The organism is Adhaeribacter sp. (assembly GCF_057359045.1).
Window position 1 is genome coordinate 136,953 of the sequence record NZ_JBMQUD010000152.1, and the last position, 16,661, is coordinate 153,613.

The 16,661-nt window shown below is 41.0% G+C and carries 15 protein-coding genes; 8 read left to right on the forward strand and 7 right to left on the reverse strand.

The features are described 5' to 3' along the window. The first annotated feature begins 209 nt into the window (after positions 1 to 209). The gene (locus ACO1R6_RS23720; RefSeq protein ID WP_486268058.1) at positions 210 to 533 is read left to right on the forward strand and encodes an STAS domain-containing protein; all 324 of its coding nucleotides are present in this window, start codon (positions 210 to 212) and stop codon (positions 531 to 533) included. Here ACO1R6_RS23720 and ACO1R6_RS23725 read toward each other — a convergent pair whose 3' ends face one another. Both ACO1R6_RS23725 and ACO1R6_RS23730 read right to left on the reverse strand, forming a co-directional pair. Beyond that, the gene (locus tag ACO1R6_RS23725; protein WP_486268060.1) at positions 534 to 1,943 is read right to left on the reverse strand and encodes a sensor histidine kinase; all 1,410 of its coding nucleotides are present in this window, start codon (positions 1,941 to 1,943) and stop codon (positions 534 to 536) included. It abuts the gene before it with no gap. A gap of 183 nt (positions 1,944 to 2,126) precedes the next feature. Continuing rightward, entirely contained in the window at positions 2,127 to 2,843 is a 717-nt protein-coding gene (locus ACO1R6_RS23730) for a class I SAM-dependent methyltransferase (RefSeq protein ID WP_486268062.1), read from the reverse strand. Positions 2,844 to 3,135: 292 nt separating this feature from the next. Between ACO1R6_RS23730 and ACO1R6_RS23735 the strand changes: the two genes are divergently transcribed. From ACO1R6_RS23735 to ACO1R6_RS23755, 5 genes are all read left to right on the forward strand, one after another. Beyond that, the gene (locus ACO1R6_RS23735; protein ID WP_486268064.1) at positions 3,136 to 4,635 is read left to right on the forward strand and encodes an ATP-binding protein; all 1,500 of its coding nucleotides are present in this window, start codon (positions 3,136 to 3,138) and stop codon (positions 4,633 to 4,635) included. 17 nt (positions 4,636 to 4,652) lie between these two features. Further along, positions 4,653 to 5,375 (forward strand): sensor histidine kinase, encoded by a 723-nt coding sequence (locus ACO1R6_RS23740; RefSeq protein ID WP_486268066.1) that lies wholly within the window; start codon positions 4,653 to 4,655, stop codon positions 5,373 to 5,375. 9 nt (positions 5,376 to 5,384) lie between these two features. Then, positions 5,385 to 5,807, forward strand: a complete 423-nt coding sequence (locus tag ACO1R6_RS23745; protein WP_486268068.1) for a response regulator — start codon at positions 5,385 to 5,387, stop codon at positions 5,805 to 5,807. Positions 5,808 to 5,971: 164 nt separating this feature from the next. Further along, positions 5,972 to 9,082, forward strand: coding sequence for a response regulator (locus ACO1R6_RS23750; protein WP_486268070.1), 3,111 nt, complete (start codon positions 5,972 to 5,974; stop codon positions 9,080 to 9,082). Between the two features lie 46 nt (positions 9,083 to 9,128). Next, entirely contained in the window at positions 9,129 to 9,602 is a 474-nt protein-coding gene (locus ACO1R6_RS23755) for a nucleoside deaminase (RefSeq protein WP_486268072.1), read from the forward strand. A 186-nt stretch (positions 9,603 to 9,788) separates the two neighbouring features. Here ACO1R6_RS23755 and ffh read toward each other — a convergent pair whose 3' ends face one another. Further along, positions 9,789 to 11,123 (reverse strand): signal recognition particle protein, encoded by a 1,335-nt coding sequence (ffh, locus tag ACO1R6_RS23760; RefSeq protein ID WP_486268074.1) that lies wholly within the window; start codon positions 11,121 to 11,123, stop codon positions 9,789 to 9,791. A 130-nt stretch (positions 11,124 to 11,253) separates the two neighbouring features. Here ffh and ACO1R6_RS23765 point away from each other — a divergent pair, with 130 nt between their 5' ends. Continuing rightward, the gene (locus ACO1R6_RS23765; RefSeq protein WP_486268076.1) at positions 11,254 to 12,582 is read left to right on the forward strand and encodes a glycosyltransferase family 4 protein; all 1,329 of its coding nucleotides are present in this window, start codon (positions 11,254 to 11,256) and stop codon (positions 12,580 to 12,582) included. A 61-nt stretch (positions 12,583 to 12,643) separates the two neighbouring features. On the opposite strand, the gene ACO1R6_RS23770 is transcribed toward ACO1R6_RS23765, so the two are convergent. Continuing rightward, positions 12,644 to 12,988, reverse strand: coding sequence for an MGMT family protein (locus ACO1R6_RS23770; protein WP_486268078.1), 345 nt, complete (start codon positions 12,986 to 12,988; stop codon positions 12,644 to 12,646). A gap of 263 nt (positions 12,989 to 13,251) precedes the next feature. Here ACO1R6_RS23770 and ACO1R6_RS23775 point away from each other — a divergent pair, with 263 nt between their 5' ends. After that, positions 13,252 to 13,569, forward strand: coding sequence for a hypothetical protein (locus ACO1R6_RS23775; RefSeq protein WP_486268080.1), 318 nt, complete (start codon positions 13,252 to 13,254; stop codon positions 13,567 to 13,569). A 112-nt stretch (positions 13,570 to 13,681) separates the two neighbouring features. On the opposite strand, the gene ACO1R6_RS23780 is transcribed toward ACO1R6_RS23775, so the two are convergent. From ACO1R6_RS23780 to ACO1R6_RS23790, 3 genes are all read right to left on the reverse strand, one after another. Beyond that, positions 13,682 to 14,755: a metallophosphoesterase gene (locus tag ACO1R6_RS23780; protein ID WP_486268082.1), complete on the reverse strand. Its 1,074-nt coding sequence runs from the start codon at positions 14,753 to 14,755 to the stop codon at positions 13,682 to 13,684. Positions 14,756 to 14,834: 79 nt separating this feature from the next. Beyond that, positions 14,835 to 15,845 (reverse strand): glycerophosphodiester phosphodiesterase family protein, encoded by a 1,011-nt coding sequence (locus ACO1R6_RS23785; RefSeq protein WP_486268084.1) that lies wholly within the window; start codon positions 15,843 to 15,845, stop codon positions 14,835 to 14,837. A gap of 293 nt (positions 15,846 to 16,138) precedes the next feature. Then, positions 16,139 to 16,661: histidine phosphatase family protein (locus tag ACO1R6_RS23790; protein ID WP_486268086.1), on the reverse strand; the 523-nt coding region annotated here is incomplete at its 5' end.

The following is a 16,661-nucleotide window of genomic DNA, read 5'->3' on the forward strand; positions in this document are numbered from 1 at the left end:
TTCTGATTAACGCTAATGTTTAATATTAATTTATGATTAATAATACTGTAAATCAGGAACATGAGTATTAATACTCGTTAATTTTAGGTATATTAGCCTAATAAATATTTAAATATAAAGCTGTAACTTTATATCGGTTCTGGTGAGGCTTTTCTGAATACTTTACCAATGCTAAGGTTTATTTATTTTGAACCTAATGTACGATAATCATGGAAATATTAACACAAAAGGTCGGCGAAAAATATATTATAAAACTCCGGGGTGAGTTAGACGCCAGCACAGCAGAAACGGTAGAAAAAATTTTGGATGAGGTGGTTAAAATGGAGCCGGAACAAATTCAAATCGACTGTAAAGAGTTAAAGTATATCTCGTCGCGGGGATTGGGGGTATTTATTTCCCGCTTCCAGGAAATAAACGACCGCCAAATCAGTTTTTTCTTGTTTAACATGAGTGAACAGGTGCGGTACGTTTTTAAGGTGCTGGGCCTGGACGAATTGATGGACTTACGGTCCGAAAAATCTATGACAGCTTAATTACTTTTTTACTTTCGTGAGCATTGGTTTTACATTTGGCTGTAACGGAATTTGTACCGTAACCAAAGATCCCTTACCTATCTGACTACTAATTTTTATTTGTCCGTTAAACAATTTTAAACTATTTTTAATATTGCGTAAGCCGGTACTTTTTAATGCATAAATTAACTTTCCTTTTTCAAAGCCCTTACCGTTATCAATAACCTTTATGGTTACAATATCATTTTCCAGCTCCAGGTAAATACGGGCTTTGGTAGCATTGGCGTGTTTTATAACGTTGTTGGTAAGTTCCTGAATTACACTAAAAATTATTATTTCGAGGTTTGGGTCTAAACGGTCAGTAAGGCCACTTACAAAATAAGAAAGTTTAAGCTTGGCATTTCTTTGTTTGTTTACCAGTTCCTCCAAGGTTGCCTCCAGGCCAAAATCCTCCAGCATAGCCGGCATGAGCTCAAAAGAAATAAATTTGGTCTCGTTTATGGCTTCGGTTATTAAGTTGGTCAAAAATATTCTTGATTTTTCGGGCAAAACTTTCCCCCTTTTGAGAAACTCCATTTTAAAGCCATAGAGTATCTGGCCTAAACTATTGTGAATTTTACTGGCAATTCTTTTTCGTTCTTCTATTTGGGTTATCCAAATGGTAAGCAATGATTCTGCGTTTACAATTACTGGTAAACCCATGGGTTCGGGTTGGTTGGTTGGTGGTTCTAAGGCGGTAATATCTTGCCATACCATAATACCGCCGGTTAGCTGGTGGTTTTGGCTTAGCAAAGGCTCAAACTTTACCCGAAAAAAATTATTATCATTTAAGAAATTTAATTTTGGTAATACTACATATTTTCCTTTGATGGCTTTTTTTATACCAGCTACTAATTCGGGTTTATTTGCAGCCGGCAACAAACTGGCTAAGCTTTTACCCATTGGGGTTTGACTAGGGTTTAGGCCCAAATAAGTTAACATTAAGCTATTGGTGTACAAAACAGCACCGCTGGGGTCGAAAACCGCTAAACCAGAAGTTGCCTGCTCGAGTAAATGGTTTAACAAGGCGGGCTGCCAAATACCTGCTATTTCTTGGTTTACCGGCACAAGCTGTATAAAACCTGCTTGTATTTGCCGGGAATCCGAAAAAATTTGCTTCAGTTTTACTTCGTAATTACTTACGCCAATGGTATGGTATATTTTTTCACCGGCAGATTTGGCGGGAGTAGCAGCTGGGTCATAGATAACCAAGCCCGGAAAAAAAGCCTCTACGGTTTGGTTAATAATGGTGTTTTTTTCCTGGCCAATTAATTTGCAAAATATATCGTTTACACCTACTATCTTAAAAAACGGATCAAATATCAAAGTTGCTTCTGCAGTATGTTGCAGAAGCTCCTCGACTATTGGCTGCCATTCTAAATTTTTGCACATAAATTTTTGCTGCCTTGTGGCCAGCAGCACAGTAAATATTAATTATAATTTATCAAGCTGAGTGCTAATAAGGCTACAGCTTATTTCTTAAATTTTTTCTTTTCTATTATAAAGTATAAAGCTTATATATAGCTTTAAAACCAATATTTTACCTTTAAACTACTAAACAATGCCCCAATGCATTTAATTAATTAGGGTAAGTTTAGCCAGATAATTATAATTATCTCCTTCAGCTAATAACTCGCAATTAAAACCTGCTTGGGCCGCATAATCGGCCAAAACCGGAAAATCTATAAACAGCCAGTTAAATGGTGCACCCTTTACTTTCTTATAAGCCATTTGGTACGTAACTACTCCGTGGTACTCGGCATTTAAATCTATATGCAATGCGCCTTCCTCATCGTAATACATGTAAGTTATATCTGATGAATCGGTAATAATTTGTCCGCCCGGATCAAGGTTTTGCTTAATATGATTTAAAAAATAAGTTAATCCATCAATATTATTTACCAAGCCCAAGCCATTCATCAACATCAGTATGGTGTCATAACGCTCGGTACCCAGGTGCAACGCATTGCCTTTTTTTACCTGTTTTATACCGCGCTGCTGCATTACGGCGCAAGCCCCGCCCGAAATATCATAGGCAGTTACGTTAAAACCTTTATTTTGCAACGCCAAAGCATGACTACCGGCTCCTGCCCCTAAATCGGCTATTTTACCCCTACATTGGTCTAAGGCCAGTTTTTCCAGTTCGGGCATCTGGTCGTACTCCCGGAAAAAATAACTTACAATTAAATCATCCGGTTCGGCAATATCCGAATACACTTTAATAGGCGGCACTTCTTCGCCATTTAAATAATCCCGTAAAGCACGACCAAGTATATCTGCTCCTTCCTGCATATATTTTAATATTTAATTTTACACAGGCTAAGGGTTAAACTGCCGCAGCCGTATAAAGTTTACTGATTGTTTAAAAATTCTAATAAATTTAATTATTAACTTCCCGCAGATGCTTGCCTCTTTATGGCGGTTTAGGTTCTTTAATGCGTTTATTATTGTAATTTTACTTTAAGTTTAAAGTAGCAATTTACCTGTATTTTAAATATTAAAAAATAACTATTCTCTCCGGAAGGCAGTTTAAAGGTAAAAATAATACTTACCTTTAGCCTTAGCCAAATTTGCGCATATTTTCATGAAGCTCATTACCAAAATTAATCTCAGCATTGGTTTTATTTTGTTTGTTTTTGCTGTTGTTAGTGTTATTAATTTCCGGCAATCAAACAAAGCCGATCTTACCCTGGAACAGGTTTTACACAGTTCAGAAGTTATTAAAACCAACGATAATTTATTGCGGGCCGTTTTAAATGCCCAAACCGGCTTACGTGGTTTTTTGCTGTCTGGCAAAGAAAATTTTCTTGAACCGTATTACGAAGGTTTAAACGAGTACCACAAGGAGCTAAATAAATTAAAAAACCACTTAGGGCAAAATTCGGAAAATCTGGTTTTAATACAAAATATCGAAACCAATTTTAATTTCTGGAACGACTCTATTGCTCAACCCCTGATTGTAGCCCGCAAAAAAGTAAACAAAAGTGTACAGGCCCAACGAGCATATAATAGCTTATTAAACGACTCGTACAGCCTGGAACGGGGCAGGATACGGATAGACGCCATACGGGAATCGCTGGAACTTATTGACAAAGCTCAAATTACAAACCGGCAGGCGCAGTTAACTAAACTGAAGCAGTCGCAGAAAACCACCGACTTAATTGGTACTATTTTAACTATAGCCGCCGTTGCTACCGGTATTATAACCACATTTTTGCTCAGCCGGTCTATACATAATAGAATAGTTTCGATGAAAAACCTGGCTAAAAACCTTTCCCGTGAAAACTTTGATGTAAAGCTAACCGATACGCACCACGATGAACTAAGCAGTTTGTCGGAGGATATGAACCGTATGTCCATAAAGTTGCAGAAAAGTTTTGACCGGTTACATAAAATGAACCAGGAACTAGATCAGTTTGCCTATGTGGTATCGCACGACCTAAAAGCACCACTCCGGGCCCTGAATAATTTATCGGAATGGATTTTAGAAGATATTGGCGAAACTACACCCGATATTCAGAAAAACCTGACTTTAATGCGGGGACGGGTACACCGCATGGAAAACCTGATTAACGGCATTTTGGCTTACTCGCGTATTGGCCGGCAAGAAATTGAAAAATCTACTTTTAACGTACCCGATCTTTTAGCTGAAATAATTGAGTCTATTGCGCCGCCCGAAAACTTTACCTTTTCTTTACCTACTACCGAATACATTATAACCACCGAAAAAATATTGTTGCAGCAGGTATTGGTAAACCTGATTAGCAATGCTATTAAATACAACGATAATCCAGAAGGGCTGGTAGAAATAAGCATTAGCGGCAACCCCCAACAATATAAATTTAAAGTACAGGATAATGGCCCTGGCATTCCGGCAGAGTACCACGAAAAAATATTCGGGGTTTTCCAAACCATAGAAGCCCGCGATACCCGCGAAAGCACCGGCATTGGTTTAGCCATTGTAAAAAAAATAATTGAAGAAAAAAACGGCCAAATATGGGTAGAATCTACCCCAGGTAATGGAACAGCTTTTATTTTTACCTGGCCCCTGACCCAAACAGTGCCTCACCCACAACCAGTATAACGCCCCCGTAAAAACCCATGACTGAAAATGAAACAACCAAACTCCGGCAAGAGCTGGCCCAGGTAAAAAAAGAATACGACGATTTTGTTTACCTGGTATCGCACGACCTGAAAGCGCCTATCCGGGCTATTAATAATTTGGCCGAATGGGTAGAAGACGATTTGGGAGAAAATATACCCGCCGAAGTACAGCATAATTTAAAACTACTGCGCGATCGCTCGGTACGTTTAGATAAAATGCTCAGCGCCATTCTGGATTTATCGCGGGTAGCCCGTATGAACCTCCAAATCGAGACCATTGAACTTAGTCCTTTTATAGAAAATATAGCCGCACAATTTGCCGGCGAACCAGTCAGCTTTTCTATTCCGGCTAATTTACCTGCAATTACTACGTACACCGATAAGCTACAAACCGTTATGGAGCAGCTATTCAGTAATGCGATTAACCACAATCCGGGCATACATGTGCAAATTATTGTTACAGCCCAAACCAGTTCTGAATTTATTCAATTGCAAATTACTGATAACGGCAAGGGCATATTACCGGAACAACAAGACAAAATATTTAATATTTTTTATACTGGCTTAGGCAAAGATAACACTCATTTGTTAGGGGCAGGTTTAACCCTAATAAAACGAATTATAGATTTTGTAGGAGGAACCCTAGAATTAGATAAAAATATTACTACCGGCGCAAATTTTATTTTATGCTGGCCTTTAAAAATAATCCAAAAACCTTAATTTTACAATATGGCTGAAGAAAACTTAATAAATATTCTACTGGTTGAGGATGACGAAGTAGATATTATGAATGTACAGCGGGCTTTCAGAAAAAACAATATTAATAATCCGTTGTTTATTGCCCGGAACGGATTAGAGGCACTGGAGATGTTAAGGGCTGGCCAAATACCCCGCCCCCACGTTATTATTCTAGATATAAACATGCCTAAAATGAACGGTCTGGAATTTTTACAAGAGCTGCGGGACGATGAAAAATTACGCCGGATTAGTGTATTTGTAATGACCACCTCGAACGAAGACAGCGATAAATTAAATGCCTATAATTTAAACGTAGCCGGTTATATTTTAAAACCCCTATCGTTCGAGAAATTTTTGGTATCTATGTCAACGCTAAACAGTTACTGGAAGCTCTGTGAAAGACCTACCTCTTAAACCATACTAACAGATATTAAGCCCTTTGTTACTACAAAAATTAGTATAGTTCAATTTAAATCATTTAGCAAAACTTACTATTTTAGTATTTTACCCATTAAAGGAGTTTAATACAATAACAAGCTATATTACATTGCCAACTATTAGACTTATATTTAAATACAATGCCGGAAGACCTCATTAAATTATTAATTATCGATGATGACGAGGTAGATCGAATGACTATTCAGCGCTCTTTAGCCAAAGCCAAAATACCTGCCTCCATCGATACTGCCGAAAAAGGTAGCCAGGCGTTGGCTTTGGTTTCCAGCCGGGAATACGATTGCATGTTTATCGATTACGTTTTACCCGATACCAACGGCGTAGCTTTACTTAAACAAATCCGCGATTTAGGTATTATAACCCCCATTGTAATTGTTACTTCGCAAGGCGACGAGCGCTTAGCCATTGAGGCTATCCGTAACGGTGCTTCGGATTATATTTCCAAAAATTTACTTACACCAGAGGGTGTATCGCATAGTGTAAGAAATGCATTAAAAGTATTTGAAGCTGAAAAAGAAAGAAGAGCGGCTGAAGAAGCCTTGCAACAAAGCGAAACCCGGCTTAAAGAAGCACAAAGATTGGCCAAGCTGGGTAACTGGCAGCTTGATTTTGTAAACAATACGCTCTCCTGGTCGGAAGAGATTTACCGTATCTACGAAATAGGCCTGGATACAGAACCCTCCTACGAATTGTTTCTGGGCTTTATTCATCCGGATGATTTTGCCTACCGAAAACAAATATTTGATCATGCCCTGGCTACTAAAACTACCTACCATGTAGATTATCGCATTATCTCTGCCAAAGGCAATACTAAATACATTACGGCCAACGGCACACCTATCCAGAACGAAATAGGTAAAGTTACAAAGGTAGTCGGCACCATTCAGGATATATCAGACCGGATAAGCACCCAACACGCACTGCAAGAAAGCGAAGAGCGCTACCGGATGCTTATTGAAACCATGAACGAGGGCGTACTGCACGTAGATTTAGATCAAACCATTTTATTTGCCAACAAACGGCTTTGTGAACTCCTGGGCTACACCAAAGAAGAGGTGGTGGGCAATTCAATTTACATGTTTGTGCCCGACGAACATAACCGCCAAATAATTGAGCAGAAAAATAATTTGCGCCAGCAGCGCATTTCTGATCAGTACGAATTATCACTTACCAATAAAGCAGGCGCTGTTTTGCACTTCCTAATTGGTGCCAGTCCGTTGTTAGGGCCTGGCGGCGAAGTTATTGGCTCTTTAGGCACTCTAACCGATATAACTGAGCGAAAAAAAATAGAAGAGGCGCTTTATTCGAGCGAAAAACTTTTGCGTACGCTGTTCGATAACGCGCAGAGTTTTATTTGTACACACCAGCTCGACGGCAAAATTATTTCGGTAAATAAGGCTGGCGCTGCTATGGTAGGAATTCCCGCCGAAGAATTGGTAAATCACAACTTCCTAGACTTTTTAAATAGCTCCAAAACCGACAATATTAACGAGTACCTCAAGAATATTAAAGAAAAAAAACAAGGGTCTGGTATTTTTCCGTTTGTAAACATTAACAGCGATAAAAGGAAATATTTGCTTTACCAAAACGTGTTGTACCAGGAACCCGGCAAAGAACCCTATGTAATTATTACGGGCCAGGATATAACCGAACGGGTACAAATAGAAAAAGAATTAACCAAAGCCAAGCTTATTGCTGAAAAATCGGTTAAAATAAAAGAGCAGTTTCTGGCCAATATCAGTCACGAAATAAGAACGCCCATGAATGGGATTATTGGTTTAACCGGTGTACTCCAGAAAATGGTGCAAGACGCCGAACAGCAACGCTTTTTAAAAGCTATCCAGACCTCGGCCGATAAACTGCTGGTTATTATAAACGATATTCTTGATTTTTCTAAAATAGATGCTGGTAAAATAGACTTTGAGGAAACAGATTTTAACCCCAAAGTTATTTTGCGCGAAACTTTGCAATTATTCGAAACACAGGCGCAGGAAAGAAATAATAAAATTAAAGTAATTATTGATGCCGATGTACCCGAAATGATATGCGGCGATCCGGGTAAATTAGCGCAGGTACTTAATAATTTAATTGGCAACGCCGTTAAGTTTACCCAAAACGGCCAAATTAAAGTTTTAGCCGAGGTAATTTCCGAAAAAGACGATATTATTTGGTTAGAATTTACGGTAAAAGACAGTGGCATTGGCATTCCGGAAGAAAAACTTAACGCTATTTTCGAAAGCTTTACCCAAGCCAGCAGCGATACCAGCCGAAAATTTGGCGGCACCGGTTTAGGCCTTACTATCTCTAAACAACTGATAGAATTACAGGGCGGCACCATAAAAGTAGAAAGTAAGCATAACAAAGGCACTACTTTTGCTTTCCGGTTGCCCTTTAACAAAGCAGCCGCAATTCCGGTAGCGGCACCCGAAGTACCCGTATCACTTAAAGCCTCTGAATTGGGCTCTTTACATTTGTTACTTGCCGAAGACAATGAAATAAACCAGTTGCTGGTAAAAAAAATAATTACCGACTGGGGTTTTACCATTGATATTGCCGAGAATGGATTAAAAGCGCTGGAATATTTTAACCAGCAGACCTACGATTTAATATTAATGGATATGCAAATGCCGGAAATGGATGGATACGAAGCCACCGACTATATCCGGAAAAGCAAAACCCCCAAAAGTAAAACCCCTATTATTGCTTTAACGGCCCATGCCACTACCGGCGAATTAGAAAAATGCCAGAAAGCAGGTGCAGATGCGTACGTGTCTAAACCGTTTAAGGCCGAAGTTTTGCTCCAGGAAATTGCAGCCCTGGTGCTGCCAAAAACAAAATCCTTGCCCCAGGTAAACCCGGACCCAAAGCCGCCAATTGAACAAAAAAAATATGTAGATTTAGCGTATTTGCGCAACATGGCTCAGGGCGACGCGGCATTTATTGAGGAAATTATTAATATGTTTATTAAGCAAACGCCTGCTAACGTAAGTCGATTAAAAGAAATGGCACAGGCGGCTAACTGGCCCGAAGTTAAAACCTTGGCGCACCGCATGAAATCGTCGGTAGTTTTAATTGGCAACCAGGAACTGGAAAGCATTCTAATTGACTTGCAGGCATTAGCCCAAAAACCTGACCACACCGACAAGATCATGCCCTTGATTCTGCGTGCCCAGGTCATCTGCGACCAAGCAGTGCAAGAACTGCAAACCGAACTAAAAATGCTACAGCGGTAAAGCTTTATACGTATATTTCCGGGCAAAATATTATAGTAAGAACAGCATGGAAGGACAGGAAAAGTTTATGCGGGAAGCCATCAGGCTTTCGGTAGAAAAAATGGAGGCAGGTTTTGGCGGACCATTTGGGGCCGTTGTAGTACGTAACGGCGAAATTATTGCGCGGGGGTATAACAATGTTACCTCGTCTAACGATCCTACGGCGCACGCCGAGGTAGATGCCATCCGGAAAGCTTGTGCGGCCCTGAATACCCACCAACTTGCCGACTGCGAATTATATACCAGTTGCGAGCCCTGCCCCATGTGCTTAGGAGCCATATACTGGGCCCGGCCCAAAGCCGTATATTTTGGCAACACCAAACAAGATGCCGCCCAAGTAGGCTTCGATGATCAGTTTATTTATGATGAATTAGCCATTCCGCGCGAAAATCGCGCCATACCCATGTACCAGATGCTGCGCGAAGAAGCCCAGCGTGCTTTTGAACAATGGAGCGCCAAAACCGATCGCACCGATTACTAAAATGATTGTATTGCTTTGATTTTTTAGCGATTTTTTTTTAGCACCGCTGATAAGTAGTAATTAAAATTATAGAGTAATCGTATAAGGTAACTTTTGGTATTGATTAAACATTGAGAAAATAAAAAAGGCTGTAAGTATTTACAGCCTTTTTTATTGGTTTATTTTAAATCTAGTATTTACAAAATATTAACCGCGCCCCATCGATTTCATTTTGGCTAAAGCGCCACCTTTGCCGGTAAATTTATTCATGTTGCGCATCATTTTACGCATGTCATTAAACTGTTTCATGAGGTTATTTACCTGCTGAATGGTAGTACCGCTGCCTTTGGCAATCCGATTGCGCCGGCTGCCGCTAATCATATCTGGGTTGGCGCGCTCTTCTTTGGTCATCGATTTAATAATAGCCTCGATGGGTTTAAAAGCGTTTTCGTCTATTTCCACGTCTTTCATGGCTTTACCAACGCCCGGAATCATGCTCACCAAATCTTTGATGTCGCCCATTTTCTTTATCTGCTCCAGTTGCGATAAGAAGTCGTCGAAATTAAATTGGTTTTTGCGAATTTTCTGGTTAATCCGGCGAGCTTCTTCTTCGTCGAAGGATTGTTGCGCCCGCTCTACTAAAGATATCACGTCGCCCATACCCAAAATCCGTTGCGCCATTCGGTCAGGATAAAACAAGTCGAGGGCTTCCATTTTTTCGCCGGTACTAATAAATTTAATCGGCTTTTCTACTACTGCCCGAATAGACAAGGCCGCTCCCCCGCGGCTATCGCCATCGAGTTTGGTTAATACTACCCCGTCGAAATTAATGCGTTCGTTAAAGGTTTTTGCCGTATTTACCGCATCCTGACCGGTCATGGAATCAACCACAAACAAGGTTTCGGTAGGTTTAATGGTATTTTTTATTTCGGCAATTTCGCGCATCATGGCCTCATCTACTGCCAAACGGCCGGCGGTATCTATAATTACTACTTTTTTGTTATTCTTTTTAGCGTAATCAATAGCGTTCTGGGCAATCTGTACCGGATTTTTGTTGTCGGTTTCGCTGTAAACCTCTACGCCAACCTGCTCAGCCAACACTTTTACCTGGTCAATCGCGGCCGGCCGGTACACGTCGCAAGCTGCAATTAATACATTGCGGTGTTGTTTTTTAAGGAAGTTAGCTAGCTTACCGGTAAAGGTAGTTTTACCAGAACCTTGTAAACCCGCAATTAAAATTACTGCCGGATCTCCTTTGAGCACAATGTCCTGCTTTTCGCCGCCCATAAGCTGCGTAAGCTCTTCGTGCACAATTTTAACCATTAACTGCCCCGGCGATACCGCAATTAAAACGTCGCGGCCCATGGCCTCGTCTTTTATTTTATCTGTAACCGATTTGGCTACCTTGTAATTAACGTCGGCATCTACCAATGCCCGCCGCACCTCTTTAATGGTTTGGGCCACGTTAATCTCGGTAATGCTGCCCTGGCCTTTCAGGGTTTTAAACGCCCGGTCTAGTTTATTACTTAAATTATCAAACATATACTAATAATGGCTTTGGATTTTCAAAAATACGCAAATTTTAAGAAAACAACTTAACTTTTTTACCCGAAGCTGTGTATATTGCCCGGTAAAATGTTAGCTAATTTTATACAATTATAACAACAGCGGCTTGAATTCTTCTCCCGAAAAAGAAAATATTAAAGTACTTTTTATTTCTTATTACTGGCCGCCTTCGGGCGGAGCCGGGGTACAGCGTGGGCTTAAATTTGTAAAACACCTGCCAGCCTTTAATATTTTACCCACGGTGGTAACCGTTTCGGAAAAGGAAGCTTCTTACGCCGTACTGGATAACTCATTGGCCGCCGATATTCCGCCCGACGTAAACGTAATACGGACATCGACGAGCGAGCCTTTTGAATATTATAAAAAGTTAACCGGAAAAAAAGAAATTCCGTACGGCGGTTTTGCAAACGAAAAAAAGAGCAGCCTGGTTCAGAAAGCTTTTAAGTTTTTGCGCGGCAATTTATTTATTCCGGATGCCCGGATTGGCTGGAACAAATATGCTTTAGCCGCCTGCGAAGAATTACTGGCTACCGGCGAGTATACAGCTATTATTACCAGTAGTCCGCCCCACTCTACCCAATTAATTGGCCTGCAACTGCAAAAAAAATTTAATATTAAATGGATTGCCGATTTGCGCGATCCCTGGACCGATATTTATTATTACAAAGAATTAAACCATACCGCCTGGGCCAGAAAAATAGATCAGAAATACGAACTAACGGTTTTAGAAAAAGCGGATGCGGTGTTGGTAACCAGTACCGATACCAAACGGCTTTTCCTGGGCAAATCTACTTCGCTGGATGCGAATAAAATAAAAGTTATTCCTAATGGCTACGACGAAGAAGATTTTAATTTACCGTCGGAACCACCTACTCATAAATTTGTAATTACGTATACCGGTACCTTAACCGAAATTTATAATATTCAAACTTTTCTGAAGGCTTTGGCTCACGTAATAACTTTGCACCCGGTTATTACTTACCAGTTGCGGTTTGTGGGCAAAATTTCGGACGAAGTAAAAAGCCAGCTCCAAGCTGCCGGTTTACAAAATATAACGGAGCAAATTGCTTTTGTTCCGCATACAGAATCGGTTAAGTATTTGCTAAATTCTACGGTGTTGCTCATGGGCATACCCGATGTAGAAAATAACCTCTGTATTTTGCCGGGTAAAATATTTGAATATTTGGCCGCCAACAAACCCATTATTTGCATTGGCCCCATCCACAGCGATGCCGACCATATTATTGACGAATGCGGCGCCGGGCGGGTATTTCATTATGCGGGCTACGACTTAATGGTTGATTACTTGGACCAACTGAGCCAAGCCTGGCAAATAAATTCTAACCTGGATTTGCCCATGGTTAATTACCAGAAATATTCGCGTTTAAACCTTACCGGCGAATTAGCCAAAATAATCCGGTCCGAAACAGAATAACAGAAGAATATTATTTTTATCTGCCGGTAAGATGTACCTTAATTAAGCAGTATAGCTGAATTTATAAAAGCTCTTTGGCGGGATCCCAGAATAATTTCTGAAAATCTACTACCTGGTCGTTTTCTACCTGTATCCCTTCGCGCTCCAAACTTTCCTGCATAGCTGTGGGCGTAGAGAAATGCTGTTTACCTGTAAGCAGGCCTTGTCGGTTTACTACCCGGTAAGCCGGAATATTTTTATTCTGGCTATGTGAGCTAATTAGGGCCCACCCCACCATACGAGCCGAACCTTTGCTACCCAGGTAAGCCGCCACCGCGCCGTAAGAGGTTACGCGCCCCGGTGGAATTAGTTTTACTACTTCAAAAACGTTTTCGAAAAAGCTGTATTTATCTTTTTGGTCGGGCATTGTATTTGTATTTAAAGCAATTTCTATAAATATAATTTATTTAATATATTAACGAGTTTAAATATATTAAAATAAAAAATCCTGGATAAATAATTGGCTAACTTTTTGTTCTTTATGCTTTCAGAACAAAAATTCTTTTCTGAACACTACAAGATCTTTAAATTGGACTATACGAAGTATTTCAGAATCGGAAAGCAATCTTTAATTTTGTAAAAATAAAAAACACCTTAAAAAGACTTTAAAATTTTAACTCATATAAGCACATGGCAGCTATATTGGTTCAAGAAGAAATTTCGGACTTAGCTTTTATTTTTCAAAAAATAAGCAACACCGTTAATACCCACACCAAAAGATACCCAGAATTTCTGTACATAGCATCAGGACTGGCGGGTATTAAAAAGGCCACCAGCCAGGCAGAAGAAGTTCATGTTTTGGTAGCCTTAAACCAGTATCTGAAAGAAAAGCTTTCGGAGTACCAGGTAATTAAAATGATGCAACACGCTTTTCACCAGGACGTGGAAGCACTTTTAACGGAGCGGCAAGTAAACCGGGAAAAAGAAATTTACCTGGATTTTATTTAACCTACTACTTAAGAAATTCTACTAAACCAAAAGCGGCCGCTATAAAAAGAGCGGCCGCTTTTGGTTTGAAAAATGTGCTATAAAGCTGCTATAAGCGTTTTTTAGCTTTTTCTTAATCCAATGCAAACGAGAACTCGTCGTAATTAGCGGTGCGCCAGGCGTGTTGCTGCGTAGTAGGCGAAATGGCAAAGAATGGCGAAAAGGTTCTTACTTTTACGGTCTTGCCGTCGGGTAAAAACTCCAGAATGCGCAGCCAGCCATCGCCGCCATTGCCGTACCAGCCGCCACCCAGGGCCTGGGCATTAAAAACCATTTGCTGCACTTTTTTGCCGCCGGCGTTGGTATCGGTCCGGAAAGCCACGTGCTCTTTGGGTTTATCGGGCGCGCCAATATGGCCGGCAAATACCAGCTGTATATTTTTAGACGGCTGCACTAATTTTTGAAAGATAGCGGCGCCGTAATTCCCTTCGGCTATGGAATAGTTCTCTTTTACGGTATGCTCATTTTTGGCATTCATGTAAGAGTGGGTTAAAACCACTACTTTATGCTGTTTGTATTTTTCGAGGTTTACTACGCCTTTAGCCCAGGCTAAAACCGTATCGCGCGGGGCAAATTCTAAGGTAAGAAACAAAAACTTCTGGCCGTGCGGCGAGGTAAATTCAAAAGCAGCATTTTCTAAAGTTGGTATTTTTTCGGCATTTTGGGTTACTTCCCGCACCAGTTTTTGCGTCTGAAAATTTTTATCAATCGGGAAATATTTATTAAAGTTGGTGTTGCGGGAGCTGATATTGGAATAGCCGTAATCGTGGTTACCGGCGGCCGTAATAAAAGGCACAATGCCATCGAGTTTACTAAACGACCGCGAAACTGATTCCCATTGCAATTTGCTCGGCTGGTTTACTTTGGTGCCTTCGGGATTAATCATTTCGTTTTGCTCTACCAAATCGCCGGTACAAAGCACCATTTTAATATTCAGCGGCTCTACATTTTCCTTAATCCAGGTAGTCATTAGTTCCAGAATAGGCTGGTTGCGCTCAAACTTTACGTAAGACTGCGGATCGGGCACCAGAATCATCGACCAGGATATAGAATCACTTAAAGCCGGTGCAACGTACTTTTTCTGGGCAAAAACCTGCCCCGTAAATACGAGTGCGATTAACAGACTAAACAGAAATTTTGATTTCATTATTTTCTTCTTTTTTAGAATAAAGGTCTAAAATATTAGTGCCATTGCTGTGAGGCTTTTCGCTTGTTAAACTCCTTGCTTAAAGTTTTACTTTGCCGCCAACGGGTTTGCCGCCAACGGGCTTTTGGAAATATTTAAATTTTGGGCTCTTCTTCGGAATTAAATCCTGAATGGCGGCGGCGGCCTCGATAGGCAAATCCGACTCCAGCACATCGGCACCGGCCTGGAACGTTTCGCGGTAAGCTTTGCGACGGGCGGCCGGATCGGTTAATTTATCGTAAGTGGGGGCGGCCGAAATCATGCACTTTACGCCCCGGGCGTGCAATAAATCGTAGAGCTCTTTGTTTTCCGGTTTATTTGTGGGGCCCACGTAAGCCATTATTTGCGACCAAGGCACGCCAGAATTCTCAAAGTCCTCAAATTCTTTTTTCGTCCGGACAAAAGCGGAAAACATACGGTTCTTGTTTTGATCGTAGTAATATTTGGCTTGCTGCGCGTTATGTACGGTTAGCATTACGTAGGTATCGGCCTGGTGCTCTTGCAACTTTTTGGCAGTCATGGCTAAGGGCACATCTTTTTTATCGAGGTTGATAATGGTTTTGCCTTTGCTCCACTTAATTACCTCATCTAAAGTAGGAATCCGGTGTTCGGTAATATTACCCTCTATATCTTTTAATTTCAGTTTTTGCAATTCGGCCCAGGTATAATCCGACACTTTGCCCTTGCCGGTAGTAGTTCGCTCCAGGGTGGCATCGTGCATCAGCACAATAACGCTGTCTTTGGTCAGGCGCGGATCAATCTCGAAAAAAGCCGGCGTGTGCCGCAGGGTGTTCTCGAAAGTGGCAATGCTGTTTTCCGGAAAACCTTTGACCATACCGCCCCGGTGCCCGCTGATTAAAGGCACATCCTGACCGGTGTACTTAAAAAAAGCATGTAAATCGGCCGGCGATTTCAGGTTTAGGGTATGGAGGTCTTTGCCTTTTTGGGCCCACAACTGGCCCGCCGAACTACTAAAAATAGCGGCCAGTGCCAACACCCGGAAATTACGACGGGCAAAGGTTGGGGTAAACTGTTTAAAATATTTAATCATGTTAGCTGGTAATAAATATTAGGTATTGATTACAGAATTATTAGCAGTGTTGGTAAATTATCAATCCAATACGTTATATCGGTATACCAACAGAATATTATCAAAGAAGCATAGTGGTTAACTTTTCATTACTAAGAAGCTGTGTAGCAATAAAAAATTAAAATAAACCGCTGCCATTGCTGGGTGTTTTCACCAGCAAGAGGTCTGGCATAAGCTTTAGAATTGGCAGTTATAACACCACCAATGGCACCTGATTTCTTTCGAATTGAAATAGGATGCAGCTTCTTAGTTAACTACAGCTTACTATTCAGGCGCATCAGCGAAATTTCACCGGTTTCGTCCAGGCCGAAATGCGTGATAGAAGAATTATCCAGCACCAACCGGCGGTAATATTTTAAAGGCATGCCTAACTTGTAGGCCAGGTAAAAGCGGTTTACGCCGTTGTGCGCCACCACCATAATGTTGCCACTGGGGTACTGCTGCCTTAAGTCCTGGAAAAAATCATCTACCCGGGTTACAATTTCCTGGGCCGATTCGCCGGTTCCGCCCGCGCGGGTATTGGCCGGGTCTTCGCACCAGTTTTGCCACAGTTGTTCGTTTTCCGGAATAAATACCTCTTTGGCTTTGCTTTCCCATAGGCCAAAATCAGCTTCTATTAAGCGTTCGTCGGTTTTTACATCCTCACGGCCACTCGCAATTTGCGCGGTACGAAAAGCCCTTTCCAGCGGCGAGGCATAAACCGCATCAAACGTAATATTTTTTAATTGTTCGGCGGCTAACTGGGCTTGTTGCAAACCAATTTCGGTTAATGGTAAA